At 42.0% G+C, this 16786-nt stretch carries 11 protein-coding genes and 1 pseudogene; 5 read left to right on the plus strand and 7 right to left on the minus strand.

Annotation, left to right across the window (positions count from 1 at the left end):
- Positions 1 to 22 precede the first annotated feature (22 nt).
- From EG2_RS00610 to EG2_RS00630, 5 genes are all read right to left on the minus strand, one after another.
- On the minus strand, positions 23 to 3049 hold the full coding sequence (locus EG2_RS00610; RefSeq protein WP_060813078.1) for an alpha-mannosidase: 3027 nt from the start codon (positions 3047 to 3049) through the stop codon (positions 23 to 25).
- Positions 3050 to 3139: 90 nt separating this feature from the next.
- On the minus strand, positions 3140 to 4789 hold the full coding sequence (locus EG2_RS00615; RefSeq protein ID WP_060813079.1) for an extracellular solute-binding protein: 1650 nt from the start codon (positions 4787 to 4789) through the stop codon (positions 3140 to 3142).
- Between the two features lie 19 nt (positions 4790 to 4808).
- Complete coding sequence (locus EG2_RS00620) at positions 4809 to 5723, minus strand: carbohydrate ABC transporter permease (RefSeq protein ID WP_003128615.1); 915 nt, start codon at positions 5721 to 5723, stop codon at positions 4809 to 4811.
- A 15-nt stretch (positions 5724 to 5738) separates the two neighbouring features.
- Positions 5739 to 6692 carry an ABC transporter permease gene (locus EG2_RS00625; protein WP_060813080.1) on the minus strand — a complete coding sequence of 318 codons (954 nt, stop codon included), beginning with the start codon at positions 6690 to 6692 and terminating at the stop codon, positions 5739 to 5741.
- Between the two features lie 78 nt (positions 6693 to 6770).
- On the minus strand, positions 6771 to 8114 hold the full coding sequence (locus EG2_RS00630) for an alpha-L-fucosidase (RefSeq protein WP_060813081.1): 1344 nt from the start codon (positions 8112 to 8114) through the stop codon (positions 6771 to 6773).
- A gap of 434 nt (positions 8115 to 8548) precedes the next feature.
- On the opposite strand from EG2_RS00630, the gene EG2_RS00635 reads away from it, so the two are divergent.
- The 5 genes and pseudogenes from EG2_RS00635 (at position 8549) to EG2_RS00650 (ending at position 12907) form a co-directional block, all read left to right on the plus strand.
- Positions 8549 to 9175: a YesL family protein gene (locus tag EG2_RS00635; RefSeq protein WP_060813082.1), complete on the plus strand. Its 627-nt coding sequence runs from the start codon at positions 8549 to 8551 to the stop codon at positions 9173 to 9175.
- Between the two features lie 27 nt (positions 9176 to 9202).
- Positions 9203 to 9406 (plus strand): hypothetical protein, encoded by a 204-nt coding sequence (locus EG2_RS19475; protein ID WP_249024254.1) that lies wholly within the window; start codon positions 9203 to 9205, stop codon positions 9404 to 9406.
- On the plus strand, positions 9407 to 11065 hold the full coding sequence (locus EG2_RS00640) for a beta-N-acetylhexosaminidase (protein ID WP_249024253.1): 1659 nt from the start codon (positions 9407 to 9409) through the stop codon (positions 11063 to 11065).
- Positions 11066 to 11112: 47 nt separating this feature from the next.
- Positions 11113 to 11598, plus strand: a complete 486-nt coding sequence (locus EG2_RS00645; protein ID WP_060813083.1) for a hypothetical protein — start codon at positions 11113 to 11115, stop codon at positions 11596 to 11598.
- 11 nt (positions 11599 to 11609) lie between these two features.
- Positions 11610 to 12907: pseudogene (locus EG2_RS00650) on the plus strand (alpha-L-fucosidase).
- A gap of 284 nt (positions 12908 to 13191) precedes the next feature.
- On the opposite strand, the gene EG2_RS00655 reads toward EG2_RS00650, so the two are convergent.
- Both EG2_RS00655 and EG2_RS00660 read right to left on the minus strand, forming a co-directional pair.
- Positions 13192 to 14484 (minus strand): family 20 glycosylhydrolase, encoded by a 1293-nt coding sequence (locus EG2_RS00655; RefSeq protein WP_249024250.1) that lies wholly within the window; start codon positions 14482 to 14484, stop codon positions 13192 to 13194.
- A 29-nt stretch (positions 14485 to 14513) separates the two neighbouring features.
- Positions 14514 to 16772: a helix-turn-helix domain-containing protein gene (locus EG2_RS00660; protein WP_060813145.1), complete on the minus strand. Its 2259-nt coding sequence runs from the start codon at positions 16770 to 16772 to the stop codon at positions 14514 to 14516.
- Positions 16773 to 16786 lie beyond the last annotated feature (14 nt).

Here is a 16786-nt window from a genome sequence, read left to right on the forward strand (position 1 = left end):
CTCCTATCATCAAAAATGCCGATTAGTCAAAATAGACCTTGACCGTTTGAATTTCATAAGGATTGAAAGGAATCACCACTTGGTGGCATTCGCCTGTAACCACTAACTCCTGCTGTTCCTCTTCCAATAAATTCGTTAGCACTGCTCGTTTGATTTTTTTAGCTGCAGTCAAGCAGCATGTCGTTTTGCGATTGTGGTATTCATACAAACGTACCACGATGGCTTCATCTGCTTCAGCCTTTTTGACCGAATCGATCAGCACATTATTGTGGTCCACTTGTAAAAAAGATTGCTCTTGCTGCTGATCAAAATCTGCCAATACATATGCTGGTACATTGAGTGCCAACGCTTCTTCCATCGTTTGTCCTTTCTTCCAGTCACCTTCATGAACATAAAGAGAATAGGTAAACGAATGAAGTCCTTGATCTGCTTCTGGATAGGGATCAGTCGCCGACTTGATAAGAGAGAGACCAATTTTTTGGTAAGCTGTGCTGAATCCGTATTTACAATCCGTCAACACGCTGACGCCATAACCATCTTCAGACAAGTCGACCCACTTTTGCCCACAACTCTCAAAACGTGCCAAATCCCAAGTGGTATTTTTGTGGATGGCGCGTTTGACATTCCCGAATTGGATATCGAAAGTGGCATCTAGCGTATTGACGGCAATTGGCAACTGCGCCTTCAATAAAAGATGATGCTGATGCCATTCGACCGTCGTCTCGAAGTCGATCCTTCCGGTTCCATGATAGAAATGGATCAGCTGAATGATCGTTGATTGCTCAAACGTCCGTTTGATACGAATCGTGTCACGAATCTCTCCTCGCTCGACGAACGACGCTTCAGTTACATCCTTTACTGGATACGCTTTGCGATCGTAGTAGATATCTATATCCCAGGCATCATAGTCCATCGGTAAGTCTTCATAGGCAATCAATTGATTCATCACTTCTCCTGCTGGTAATACTTCACGCTGGTGTCTTTTGTCAAAAAGAGCAGTCATTTCATATGCCGCATTAAATGTTACGACAAAGTCGGTCGTTTCCAGTTGACGAGTCAACGGAACACATTCTTGTTCTACTGGTTCTGAGATAGTCTCCCTCAACGTTAGGGAACGCAGACCTAAGCTCGGGACTTGCGGGACTTTGACCAGCAAACAACCATCTTCGGTTCGCTGTGTCAGATAATCTTCTTGAATCGCCGGACTATCAACTTTGATTACGGCATCGCGAGTGAAGCCTAATGGATTATAGACCACCTGATGCTTTCTATCACTGGCAGTTCCCGCTGCCACGAGGGACTGGATCAATTGCTCGCCTTCTTCGAAAAGAGCAGCATACTCTTCTTCTGTCTGCTGGTATACTTCGCCAATCGAACTTCCTGGCAAAATATCGTGAAATTGATTGAACAACAATTTTTTCCAGAGCCTTTCAAGGAGCTCTTGCGGATACGCTTCGCTTCGATAGGCACTGTAAAGCTTCTCAATAGTTTGCAATAAAAATTCGCCTTTGCGGTTGGCTTTCTTATTTTTACCGATGGAGGTCAGTGTCCCACGATGGTACTCAAAATAGAGTTCACCAAACCAGACCGGGGCTTCTGAATGAGCAAAAGCTGCGGCTAATCGGTCAAAAAATTTGCCCGCATGATCGCCAGTGATCACTGGCATCTGAGGGAGTGGTTTTGATAACCGCTGTTTTGTCTCCAACATCTCTCTAGTAGGTCCTCCGCCGCCGTCTCCATAGCCGTATGCAATCAAGATCTCATCATGCTGATCTTTTTGTTGGTACCGTTCAAAGCTGCCTTTGACTGTATAAGGGTCTAAAAGCCCATTGTAAGTGGTGTAGTAGGGTCTTGGACTGTAGCCTTCACTGATCGTTGTAATAAAGTGGGTCAAAACTCTGCTGCCATCGATCCCTTGCCAGTAAAAAGAATCATAAGGAATCTGATTGAATTGATTCCAAGACAATTTAGTTGTCATGAAATAAGGTGTATTGGTCTTTTGCAAGATCTGTGGCAATGCGGCGGAATAGCCAAAAACATCCGGCAGCCATAAAATCTGACTCTCATGATAAAACTCTTCTTTAATAAAGCGTTTGCCGTATAAAATCTGCCTTACCAATGATTCACCGGAGGTCAAGTTGCAATCTGCTTCTACCCACATAGCACCTTCTACTTCCCAGCGTCCGGATTTGATTTTATCTTTGATTGCCTGATATAACTCAGGATATTGTTCTTTGATCGCTTGATATAACTGGGGCTGACTTTGGAGAAAAGTATATTCAGGGTATTCATCCATCAATTTTAATACGGTCTGAAAACTGCGTTCACCTTTTTCAACCGCTTGCTGTGCCGTCCAAAGCCATGCCAGATCGATGTGGGTATGCCCGACTGCGGTCACTTTTTGACGAATCTCTTGGCTGTAACACGCTTGCAGATATTCTTGTGCGTTTGTGAGACCTTCATAGAATCGTGGCGTATAAGGGGCTCGAAAATCCAGTGCATTGGCAGCTTGTGACAGACAGTTTTGATAGATTTGTTCTTCTCCGCCAAATTTCCTAATTGCTCGCCAACTGTCAAAAATCGTAGAGAAATCAAACCAGATTTGCTCAACAATAGGATCGATCGCCAATAGATTTACGTAAAGCGGAAACTTCTTCTCTTCTCGTCCCGAAAAAATATCGATCTGTAAGGCTGTCGTTCCTGTTAGCTCTGAGGGATCCAACCGCACTTCTCGATGGTTGACATCAATTGCCTGAATGTAATTCCCATTCAAGGACACTTTCATTTGCGGATTTGTCGTATTGTCCCATTCAGAGAGCGAAGAATAGACTTGCAATGCAACCGACATCTCTTTCCAGTCTTCCGGTAGTTCAAAAGTTCCTTTCATTGTGTAATAACAATTCTTTTCTCCAAAAAAAGTTCCTTGCACATAGGGTGCCCAGTTTTCTTGCTTTAACTGCAAGTCAGTAACAGGCACCTGATAGCGAATCCGATAATTCTTTAATTGAAATAAAATCTTACGGATACGTTCAAATTCAAATAACTGCACGCTGTATTCTCTCCTTTACTCGGTTTCTGAGGAGGAAAAAAGCGGGTAGACAAGAAATTGTCCAAGCCCGCTTCTCCTATTGCCGTGACTCTAATTCTCTTTCCAACGATCATATGCTGTTTGGTAAACGGAAATGTAGCCATCGATCCCCATGGACTCGATCGTCGAAACATATTTATCCCAATTACTGATCGGCTCGACACCCGTAATGAATTTGGCTTCCATTTGTTCGACATACGTTGTCAAGTCAGTAGCCGTAGCAGCCACTTTATCATTTTCTTCTACAGTCAGATAAAGTAATGGGAATGGCACTTCCGCAATGTCATCCATCTTATCTGCTGTTTCTTTGGCCACCCAGTCACTGAAACGAGTATCAGGTTGTTCATCCGCGGATTTCAAGATTTGATATTCACCTGTCGTATCGATAACAATGTTCGGTGTTGTCAACCCGTAGGCTGGTGTGATCTTGCCACGTTCATCTTCTGTATTTTCTGTATCAATGCCTTCTGCATAAACTCGTACTTTTTGGCCGTCAGCATTTTCTTTGTACTCCCAAAGAACGCCTTCAGGTCCTTGTTCGATATATTTCGTACCTTCTTCAGAATAGAAGTAATCCACCCAGCGCATCGAAGCTTCCGGTGATGGATTGACATTTGTGATCGCAAAGGTGCCCCGAGAAATTCGTGGACTTCCTGGAATCACTGCTTCTGGCGACCATTTTGAAGTCAATGGTTGGAACATGGCATCGTTCATCGCTTCAATCTCGCTGCGGCCTGTCGTAAAGAAGCTGAAGTAATCGGCGAACAAGCCCAACTGATCATTTTGTCCTTTTGCTTTTTTCTGTTCATCAGATTGGCCATAAACTTCCGCATCCAGCAAACCTTCACTATACAATTTGTTCATATACTCAAGGAATGCTTTATAGTTTTCCGAGATTGGCGTATAAGAAACCACATCATCATCTACTTGAACGCCTCGTGTCCGTAACCCAAAAGCGGCCATCAGCCATACCCTTGTTGAATTCATATCGACATCGGTCAAAGGAATCTCATCGGCTTTGCCATTGCCATTGGGATCTTCGTTCTTGAATCGCGTCAGCAAATCATACAATTCATCCGTTGTCTTTGGCAGCTCTTTGACATTCAACTTATCTAGCCATGTTCCGTTGTACCACATTGGTCCTTGCCACCAAATAGATGTAGCATTTCTCGAAATCATCGGCAATGAATAGATGTGTCCGTCTGGTGTGGTGATTGATTTTAAGATGGACGGATCTTCTTGGGTCAATGCATAAAGATTAGGCATAATTTCCGGCGTGATATATTCTTCTAACGGCAGCAGAATTCCTTGGGAACCATAATCGATCTCCATTGAAGAAGTGAGCGAATTCGATCCTGCGCCATAAACGATATCCGGCAGATCCCCTGAAGCAAATGCTAAGTTCAACTTGGTACTAAAATCAGCAGAAGGGGGTGTTGTATAAGTCAGTTTGATCCCTGTTTTTTCTTGATAATCCTGCAGCGTCGGCATGTCTTCCCATTCTGCCATACCTACTCCTGGCGCCATAATGTTCAGCGTCAGCTCTTCGCCTTCTTTAATGATCGGAAATTGGCTGTCATGATTGATGGCTACCCCTTCATTTTCTCCTGTTGTTTCCTTTTTTGTATTCCCGCACCCACTGAGTAAAAGCGCACTGCACAAAAACACCCCTGTTACTCCTAAAAGTTTTTTCATTCCCATCTTCTTCCTCCTCTATGTTTTATCCTTTAATTGATCCTACCATCATGCCTTTGACAAAATATTTCTGCAAAAATGGATAGACAATAATGACCGGTAATGATGAAACGATCATGACACCGTATTTGATGACCTCTGCTAACTGTTGCTTGCTGTATAGCATACTGGCCATTTCGGAAGTCACATTGCTGACAGTATTTGATGACATATCTTGTAAAATCAAAATTTCCCGTAAAATCATTTGTAATGGATACATGGATTTATCTGACAGATAGATCAATGCGCTGAAGAAACTGTTCCAGTGTCCTACCCCATAAAAAAGTGCCATGACTGCAATGATTGGCGTAGACAAAGGCAGTACGATCTGCATGAATAAGCGAAAATCCGAGCAGCCATCCACGATTGCCGCTTCTTCCATCTCTCTTGGGATCGTCGTTTGAAAAAAGGTCCGCGTAACGACCACATTATAGACAGAGACAGCTCCTGGGATAACCAAAGCCCAAACTGTATTCAACATACCTAAGCTGCGGATCAGTAAATAGCTAGGGATCAAGCCCCCAGAGAGAAACATTGTCACTAGCATGAAATTGGTAAAAGCTCTTCTGCCATAGAAATCATCTCTGGAGAGTGCGTAAGCACAAGGCAGTGTCACCAACAAATTGATTGATGTTCCTAAAACAGTGTAATAGATCGTATTTAAGTAGCCGCGCCAGATGCTGCTATTGCCTAAGAGAGTTCGATAGCCTTCAAAGGTGACCCCTTTTGGCAATAACCACATTTCCCCCGAGTTGACTAAATGAGGATTTGAAATCGACGCACTAACAATATAGATCAATGGATAGAGAACGATTAGTAATGCTATGGCTAAAAAGAAATAAACAAAAACCAAAAAGATTTTATCTGCACGTGTATCTTTCACTAATGAAGTTGTTTTCATTCCTATACCACCTTTCTATAAGAGACTCGAATCACTCAGCCGTTTCGCAATCCCGTTGACTAAAATCAAGAGAATTGAATTGATCAACGAGTTGAATAACCCAACAGCTGCTGCAAAACTATATTGTGCATCTAAAAGCCCTTGCTGATAAACGAAGGTTGCAATGACATTCGATGATTCCATATTCAATGGGTTTTGCATCAAAATGATTTTTTCGAATCCCACCGACATCAAACTACCAAAACTCATGATCAGTAAAATCACCATGGTCGGCATTATCGTTGGAATATTGATATACCAAACTCTTTGGAGCCGAGAAGCACCATCGATGGTGGCAGCTTCATGCAGCTGAGTATCCACTCCAGACAATGCCGCCAAGTAAATAACCGATCCCCAACCTGTGCCTTGCCAGACGCCTGATAACACATAGATTGTTTTGAACCAGCGCGGTTCAGTCATAAAATTGATTCTTCCCACGCCGATAAAATCTAGAAAGTGATTGATGATCCCAGTGGAAGGAGACAGAAATGCAATAACCATTCCGACCATTACCACTACTGCGATAAAGTTCGGGGCATACGTGACTGTCTGGGTAATTTTTTTGAATGGGCCATCCTTGATTTCATTCAAAGCCAGTGCAAGGATGATCGGTAGCGGAAATCCGACGATCAAAGAGTACAAACTGATACCTAATGTATTTTTCATTAGATCCCAGAAGTAATAAGAATCAAAAAAGCGTTGAAAATGTTTGAACCCTACCCAAGGACTTTCTAATATTCCCAAAGAAGGCATATAGTCTTTAAAGGCGATGATCACACCATACATCGGCCCATAAGAAAAAATCAGAATAATCAAAAAAGCAGGCAGAACAAACAAATATAACTGTCGACTCTTTTTTAATTTAGTCTTCATTTCTTTGATTTTACTTTTTGATGCTGACACAGGCTCTCTGATCGTTGTTGTTTCCATTCATACTCCTCCTTGTGTTTTTGGTTTGTAAACTAAATATGAAATGAATTCGCTTTCAAAGCAATGTGTATTTTTTCTTCAATGTGTAGAAATGCGAATGCCAACTGCTCCAAGTTCGGGCTGATGCACTTCTGATGAAGCAATATAGGCATTTTCACCCGTTCCATGAATCGTCAGTGATTGATTGGTTGCTAAATCTGTGATCACGGATTTTTCATCTGCATGGATCTCCTTCAGAAAAATTCGCGGCTGCATATTTGCTGTGATACTGCGAAAGGCATAATGTGTTTTTTGATCTTTGCTATAGGTAAGATGCCAATTCTCCGCCCACGCTTCTGGTCTAGCTCGGGTCTCGTAAATGCCTTCTCCATATTGTTCCAACCAATCACCTACTTCAAGCAGGCGCTGGGTCTCTTCTTTCGTGAAAGTTCCTTCTGGTGTTGGACCCACTCCTAAAATTAAGTTTCCGCCTTTACTGACTACATCGATCAATGTATCGACTAACTCTTGACTACTTTTAAAGGTGTCATGGGGAACATAGCCCCAGTCATTGCCTATAGGTATATTACTCTCCCAAACTTTTGTTGGGATTTCTTCTAAAGAAGGAATCTTGCGTTCTGGCGTCACATAATTCTCATGTCTGCCGCCCATCATGCGATCAACAATGATCAATTCTGGTTGGTTGCGCCGGGCAATCTCCGCTAAGCGATCCATCTGCAAATCTTCTTTCCCCTGCCCACACCAGCCGGCATCTAGCCATAGCAAATCCACTTTTCCATAGTTGCCGGTGATCTCATGAATTTGTCGATGAACAAAATCCACATACCGCGACCAGATTTCCGGCTGTTCTAATGGATCATAACTCGCGTGACGCCCTTTGATCGTTTCATCATCCAGCCAATAAAACGGTGAGTACCAGTCCGCCTTAGAATAATAAGCCCCAGTAGCAATACCTGCTTGCTGGAACGAGGCAAAAACTTCTTTTAGGATATCCCGTTTAAAAGGACTCAATTTACCGCCAATTTTGAATTCTGACTCCATCGTATTGAAGAGATTAAAGCCGTCATGGTGTTTCGTTGTGAACAAACAATACTTGAAGCCAGCTTTTTTACACGTTTCAGCCCACTGATCCGTATCTAATTCTATCGGTGCAAACGTTTTGATCAGTTGCCAATAATCAAGACGCAATGTGTTGATATCTTCTCGATAAGCTTTATTTTCCCTTGCCCATTCATCTTTTTCTGATAGTTGCCATGATTCAACGATACCCGCTTGTGCGTATAAACCATAATGGAAAATCACCCCAAATTTTAAATCTTGGAACCATTCCAAACGCTTGGCCAGCATCTCTGACTCAGGGTACCAACGATCATCCTGATTACTGTTTTTCGCAGACTCAATGTCCCCACGAATTGTTGTCAATTTATCCAACCCCTTTCGCCACTAATCTAACGAGAAAATAAAGCGCTATCAATATGTAGTTTCAGCAACTGTGTCAAACTTTATTTTTTTGCAACAAAAGAGCACTCTTTTTAAGAAACACACCACTTCAATTGAAATTTTAGCTCACGGTATCAGACGCCATGTTCACTCTAGCAATTTCGCCTTTCTCATTTGTAAGAAAACTGCGAGCTGGCGCTCTCGTCGTACTTTTCTCTTTATTTAGAAAACTTGCTCCTGCGGGCTGACGCTCCTCGTCGCAATCGAATGTTTTCAAAAGATAGCTTTAGGGGGTGTATGTATTAGCTGGTTCGGCTATGTAATTTTTTGAATACGCTTTCTAAAAGGTCCATTTCTTGCTACTATTTGGCTAGTAGTTTTCTACTTTTTATCAATTAGTTAAAAGAGGTGTGTCCATGAAACAATCACGAGGGTTATTTGATCTATCTTACCGTTTGGGTGACTATTTGCTGATGGTGATTCGATTGCATTTTTTGTGGTTCTTTTTTGTCTTACGGGGGGGAATCATTTTTGGTTTCTTTCCAGCGACGGCTACTGTTATTCGCTATTTCTTTGAATTATTTGCAAAAAAACCACTGCCTGCCGAACTTTATAGTTGGTTCAAACAACAAGCAGCCAAAAATTTTTGGCGTAGTAATCAACTAGGCTTGCTGCAAATGGCGATCTTGCTGCTGCTATGGATCGAGCTGCGGATCTCCAGTACATTCTTGCAAAATGTCTTTCTCCATTTCGGATTGACGGTACTCTTTATCAGCGGTTTGCTCATCAGCTTTTATTTGCTGCCGGTCTTTGTCCGCTACCATCTTCCTTTTTGGGTCTATTTCAGGAATGCGTTTCTTTTAATGATCGTTAGTGTGCCACAAACGATTGCCATGATCTTAGGTGTGTTTTTGGTTACATTCGCCGCTACCTTTTTGCCGATTTTGTTATTCATTGCCTTCATCCCTTTGCTTCTCTGGCCAATCAGTTGGTTCGCCTATCAAGCGATCCAAAAAACAGAGTTGCTGACAAATGAACACTGACGATTTTTTACTAAAGGAGAGTGAATCATGGAAATAAAGATTGTCACCAACGAAGACGTCGCCGCTTTTTTTCAAATCGTTGCTCCTGAACTTGGCTTGTCATTATCAGAAACCGGCAAACCGCTTGAATTGATCCGCCGAAAAGGATCATTGAAAATCATTTCCAATACAGAAAAAGCCACGATTTACTATCAGGAAAAAGCCCATTTATTTCGAGGGCTCCTTCTATAGATGCAAGCAAATACCGATTTTGTCCACGAAGAGACCCCGCAATTTGACCAAATTGGTCCTATGATCGATTTATCTCGAAATGCAGTACTGACAGTACCTCAGTTGAAACGTTTCATTTTGTTGAGCAGTAAAATGGGTCTCAACAGTCTCATGCTATATATGGAAGATACTTACGAAATTCCTGAATATCCTTATTTTGGCCACTTGCGAGGGAGATACAGTCAATCTGACTTGCGGGAATTGGACCATTACGCTGACCAATTAGGCGTTACACTAATCCCTGCGATCCAAACACTCGCTCATTTGACAAATCCATTAAAGTGGCATTTTGCCAAAGAGATACGTGACACGGAAGACATTCTGCTAGTTGGTGAGCCCAAAACTTACATTTTTCTTGAAGCCGCTCTTCGTTCCATTCGCAGCTGCTTCAAAACAAATAAAATCCATATTGGTATGGATGAAGCACACCAATTAGGAAAAGGTCGTTACCTCGAACACAATGGTTTAGAAGATCGCTTTGCCATCATGATCAAACATTTAAAACACGTCATCACTCTCTGTGAACAGCTACAGCTAGAACCCATGATGTGGAGTGACATGTTCTTTCGGATCGGTTCTCCAACAGGCGATTACTATGATCCAGCAGTCGTCATTCCTCCAGAAGTCATTCAGCAAATTCCAGCGGTCAACATGGTGTACTGGGATTATTATCATCATGATTTTCAAACGTATCAACGACTGTTTGCTGAACATAAAAAGCTAAACCAACCCACAGTATTTGCTGGCGGTATTTGGACATGGAATGGACTGGCACCCAATTATGGCAAAACCATCGCTACAATGGAGCAAGCATTAAGAAGTGCCAAAGCAAATGGCATCACTGAAGTCTATGCTACCTTATGGGGAGATGACGGCGCAGAAACCCCGATGATTGCCAGCTTATTAGGTCTACAATTATTTAGCGAGGCCCAGTTTTATGCCACGCCATCGTGGGAGATTGTCACAGATCACTTGAAACTATTTCATGGATCACAAGCAGAAGATTTTCTTTTGCTGGATCTTTTTGACCAAACTCCCGGTGTTGCTGCCGAAAATCCTTCTGGATCAAATCCAAGTAAATTATTGCTTTATCAAGATATTCTTTATGGCCTTTATGAAAAGACATTCAGAGAGGTGCCATTGACCCAACATTATGAGGAGCTGGCCCAACGATTGGCCGCAGTCACGGGAACACAGGACACACAACGGATGTTCCGCTTTTATCACCAATTAGCGGTGGTACTAGCTTTGAAAGCTTCTTTGAGTCCCTGGATCTCAGAGGCCTATCATGAAAAAAACCGCGTGAACCTTCAAAAAGCCCTTGAGAAGATTCAGCGCTATCAGCAGGAATTACAACACTTGCATCAATCTCATCGAGATCTGTGGTTTGAATGGAATCGCCCCTTTGGGTTTGAGGTGATCGATCTTCGCTACGGCGCTCTATCTAAACGTGCCGAGATGGCACAATGGCGTTTGCAGAACTATTTGGATGGTCACATCACTAGATTACCAGAACTAGAGATGCCACTGTTGCCAGTAGATGATCCCTCAAGTGTCGGCAGTTTAGGAAGAAATCTTTTCCATGGCATTTATAGTGCCAGCAAGATATCTGACGTATAAGTACAAAAAAAGTACAAAAAATAGTGCAGAAAACAAGGAGGATTTGCATGAAAAAAAAGAGTTATCCCCTATTTTTCGTTGGTTTACTTTTCATTTGCGGACTATTTTTTTATCAACAGACAACTTCTCGTTCAGCAGAAACTACTGTAGCGCGTTTGCAAGTTACTGGAGCCGTTACAGATTCTTCTGCAGCACAAGCGTGTCTGACCGTGCTAAAGCAAAACCTGCAGGCAGCCACCCAGAAAGACGTTGAGGGCTACACAGCGACCCTTGTTACTTCTGCCAGAGAATCTACGGCAAAGGAAATGCACGCTTTTTTTGCGAAATATGATTTGACTCATGAACTCTTATCTTTTGAAGTTGTCAAACAAGAAGCAGACTCCATGCTAGTAGCTGCACAGCAAAAAACAGTGAACCAAGGACAGAATGACTATCGCGACCATATTACCCAAGCCCATCATACCTTTGTGCTCGAGAATGGGCAGTGGAAGATTAAAGAAACGGTTATGACAAACACCGAATTCATTGATTAAGGAGTATCTCTATGAAAACATTTCAGAATTGGCCTGATCATTACCCCGATCCTAGCTGGTTTATTCATGATCGGTTTGGGTTGTTCATTCATTTTGGCTTATTTAGTATTGGTGCACGCCACGAATGGTTTATGACCACCGAAGAAATTGCCCCAGAAACTTATCGAGAAACTTATTTCGACCAATTTAATCCCAATTTATTTGATGCTGCTGTTTGGGCCAAACAGCTAAAGACTGTGGTGTTCAATATATAGTCTTTACTACGAAACATCATGAAGGGTTCGCCCTATGGGATAGTGAATGGACCGATTATAAAGTCACCAATACACCCTTTAAGCGAGATTTACTCGCAGAATTATTGCCTGCGTTTCGTGATGTGGGAATCAAAATTGGACTCTATCATTCGCTGATTGACTGGTACCACCCTCATTTTACGATCGATGGATTGCATCCTCAAAGAAGTGACTTAGCCGCTCGAGAGTCCAATTCTCAACGGGATATGCTTATTTATCAAGATTTCATTGCTGGTCAAGTGACCGAACTATTGACTCAGTATGGCACGATCGATTATATGTGGTTCGACTTTCCTTACAGTCATCGTGATTGGGGCTGGTCTAAAGGAAAAGGAGCAGAAGACTGGGACAGTTCGCGACTGGAAAAAATCTGTCGGACACTCCAACCGGATATGCTGATCAATGATCGCTTGGAACTTGGTCGGGGAATTACCACCCCTGAACAATTTCAACCAGAAAAACCACTAGAAAAAGACGGTTTACCTGTTCTTTGGGAAGCCTGTCAGACAATGTACGGAACTTGGGGCTATGATCGCGATGCGTTGGAATGGAAATCAAGTGATCTGCTGCTGAAAATGTTGATCGATACGGTTTCAAAAGGGGGTAATTTTTTATTGAACATTGGTCCCAATTCCCGAGGAGAGATCGACCCGCGGGCAGTCAAACGAATGCAGGCGATTGGTGCATGGATACGGCTGCATAAAGAAGCTATCATCGATTGTGGTCCTAGTAAATACCCGGTACCTAAAGATTGTCGTTATACTCAAAATGGCAAGAAACTCTATTTGCATGTATATAGTTATCCCTTCAAACATATTCATTTGCCGGAAATTGCTGATCAAGTTCGCTTTATCCGCTTCTTGCATGATGGCTCTGAAATTTTTTATCGTGGCTTTGATCCTAATGAAGTCATCACTTCTACGGAAGCAGTCATTGCTCCTAATGATCTAGTCGTCACGCTGCCGGTAGTGCCACCTAATGTTCTTATTCCGGTCCTTGAGATTACATTGAAGTGAAAAGAGTAGAACAAAGAATACCGTAAAGCCCTAGACAATATCTCTAGCAAATAGACGGCAGACAGTAAATCTTCCTCGCAAACCACGACAAAGATTCACTAGACTGCCGTCTACTATTTAAGTACTCGCTTTAAATACTCGCTTTAGGTATTCTCTTCATATATTCTCTTCATGTATTCTCTTCATGTATTCTCTTCATGTATTCTCTCCATGTATTCTTCTTTGGAATCTCTTCTTATCGTCCACTTTAAAACAAGTCTCGTTTTCCTAGAGAACGTTTCGCTTTACTGCTCTTTAGTCAACAACGACTGCCATTTCTGAAATAGTTGACTAAAGGTTTCTTTCCCTGGATCTGTTTCTTCATAAACTTTTAGGCTGATGATCGCTTGCAGCCAAAAAGCTTCTGTGATCACTGCCGCACCTTCTTTTGCATCTGGGATATCTGCCCAAATCGCTAATGCGATCGCTGGGGTTTGTGCTAGTTGTTCTTGGGTCACTTGCTGTCCGTTGGCAAAAGTCGTTAATGTAAACTCATCGCTTATTTTTTCATATGTCGGATACGTATACCCTGCAGCTTCACCTACTACATAATAAAAGAAATTGTCATTGTGATTGATCACAGAATAGCCTTTGTCAAAATAAAGAGCGACTGGTGCCATATTTTGATTCCAGCGTGTCCAATAGGAAATCTCACAGTTTTTCGTTAAGGAAAGCTGTTCCTTTCGATTCAAGCGATAAAACCCATCATTCCATACACGAACAACAAATCCTAAATCAGTCACATAGTCCACCAAATCATTCACATACGTAATGAATACTTCAATCCCACTTGCTTCTGGTCCATATGCTTCTTTGGCAGCTTCAACTAAAGTCGGAAACTCTTCTAGACGGTCAAAATCAACAAATTCATCCGCACCAATATGGAAATAATGGCTGTCTACAAATAGCTCTGCGTATTCTTTGTAGATCTCTCGGATGAAAGCGACAGCTTCTTGGTCAAGAATGTTCAATGCTCTAGCATCGACCCCACCAGTCGCGTTAGGTAAACACCATTCGGGATGGGTGGCTAAGACTTGCTTGAGATGTCCTGGGGAGTCAAAATCAGGAATGATCTCGATACCGTAACCTTTGGCATATGTGATTAGTTCTCGGATCTCTGTTTTTGTTAAATGTTCGGTTGATACAATCTCCGGAAAACGTTCAGACTCGATTCGAAATCCTTCATTTTCTGAAAAATGAACTTGCAAATGGGTGAACTGAAAAAAAGCCATACTGTGAACGAGTGCTTTTAGTTCTTTTAAGGAAAAATATTTGCGGCCAATATCGATCATTAGGCAGCGTTCCTTGATTTGGGCGGTGTAGCTGTTTTTTTGCTGTTTCTTCGTCACTTGATTCAAGTAGTAGGTTGTCAGACCATAAAATAATTGCTGGGGATCTTTCGCAGTGATCGTTTTTTGTTCCTCATCAAGAATAAAATCTGCCGTTAGTGCAGGTTCGATCTCAATGTTGGGTTCCTCTTCTAATGAGACACCAATAGAAGTATAAAGTTCTCTCGCTTTTTGAGTCATTTCTTTCATTGTCACATTTCCCTTCATTTTTCGCATTCTTAGCGTTTTTGGTTGATTTTGCGATATTGTCCTGGTGTTACACCAACGATCGTTCGAAACTTACGCGTATAGTTCGAGACATCATAATAACCGTTGTCCCGAATGATTTCTTTGATCGGTAGATCGGTTTCGACTAATTCTTGTTTGATTTTTTCTAACCGCAGTTCTTGGATATACTTAGAAAATGTTTTGCCACTTTCTTTTTTCACAAATCGGCTAATATAAGAGACGGATACTTTAAATTCTTCCGCAATGGATTCCAATGACAGCTGAGAAGACTGAAAATTTGCTTTGATGTAGGCAAAAATCGTTTCATTCAACTCCGATTCTTGATTTTGCGGTCGATCTCTCACTTTTTCGCAAATATGCTGGACCAATTGTTGCAACACCGTTCCTAGTTGCATCAGATTGGTAAAATCTGCATGTTCGGCTGCAAATAGCAAAATCTCCTCTCCCACTAGTTCGCCTCCAGTCTGTGCAACCGTATTCAATAAATAATAGCCATACATCTTTTGGACCGGCTGAGAACGTTGTTTACTTAACCCGTCTTTGATTAACCAATGCACCGTTTCAATTGCGATATCGCTATTTCCTTGATTCAGTGCTTGGATCAGTTTTAATTTTTGACTGTCGGGATACTGGATCGCCGAGCGTTGTTCTTCTGCGGAAATTTCAAGGTAATAAATAATTTGCTGGTTGTTACTGACATGATAATCCAATGCAGCTAATCCTTCAATATAAGATTCATTGATAGCCGTCAATTCATTGACGATGGTTCCAACCCCGATTGCTGGAAGCAGTCCAATCGCAACTGCTATTTTTGCCGCGACTTCTTGAACGATCTCTTCCTGTTGGTATCTTTGATCAAATCCTACAGTCAATGCGATCACTTCAGTGGAAAGGATCTCGGTGGCGTAGGCTGTGTACCCTTGGCTGCTGATTTCTTCAATATAGTCAATCAGAAAACAGCTCTCGCCGGCTTTATATTTTGAAGCCACGGTTTTGGTATCGATCGTGATGACAAAATAATTGTCCGCAGGAAAATGAATATGAACGGCTTCGATCAGCCTTGCAACTTCTTGTTCCGAACGCAGACGACCGCTCATCAGCTTTCTAAGAACTTGTTCTCGAGCATGTGGCGTCTGCATCTGGATTTCTTTATGCAGTTCCTGCTGTTCTTCTAAAACAGCAGCCAATGTATTATGAACATCATCCATCGAATTGACCGACATCTCCATGTCTTTATGGAATTCTCGAACCAAATGTTCAATTTTGCGGATCGGTCGATAATTTCTGATCCCCATCAATGTAACAGCAATGATCCCCACGAATAGAATACACATAAAAATAAGAATGAAATGTTCTTGAACGCGATTGACCAGCGATAATGCTTGTGAAGGATTGGTTACCGATACCACAGAGATATGCAGTTCCTCATTGGGAATTGATTGAACGAGGTACTTTTGCTGATTAAACTGAAAGGTGTCCTGAGTGGTGATCTGAGCCATTTCTTGGGGATCATTCAAAAAAACTGTCAGATCGTTATGATTTGTGCTAGCTAAAATCTGAAACTCATCATTGATCAAATAATTCGTACTCGCACCATCACTATTGGTCAAGTCCAGCATTTTTGCTAAGCTGGCTTCTTTGATCTCATAAATAGCTGCTCCATAGACAGTCAGTTCATCATTTTGTAACGGCACAATGTAGAAGAATCGGGAATGATGCCGTGCCAATGATGCCCCTTCGATAGTCAACAACGTTGGATAAGCTTTCTCTAGTTGATCGATCAGCTGTCCTTGCTGCATATCATTATCTGGGATTACTTTTTCTAAGAAACCTTCGACGGATAATTTGCCAATCGAAGAAAAAAAGTTCTCCGGTTCTTCTTTATAGTATAAATAAACTTCTTCGACAAACTCATTCGTGATCTTGTAGGTTTGCAGGCTTGCTTTGCCTTCCTTTGAATAATAGGGATGGGTCAAAAAATTTAATGAGAGTTGATGGTCATCCGTCATTTTCTGGGTCAGGTAGTTCAATTGAAGGAAGTTGTTCTCTAAGGAGTATTTCAATTGAATCAACTGATTCTTTGCCGTTAATGCGACCTGCTCATTGATACTTTTGACAGAAGTCGCATACCAAATCCACGAGACCGTTAAAAAGGGGATCAGGAATACCAGCAAGTAGGAACTGATTGAGCGCGCGATCCCTCTGAACGTGTTTTGCCCGTTTTGATCGTAAAACTTTTTCACTTTTATCACCTGACCCTTGT

It is taken from the genome of Enterococcus gallinarum NBRC 100675, from assembly GCF_001544275.1.
In the GTDB taxonomy this organism is placed as follows: domain Bacteria; phylum Bacillota; class Bacilli; order Lactobacillales; family Enterococcaceae; genus Enterococcus_D; species Enterococcus_D gallinarum.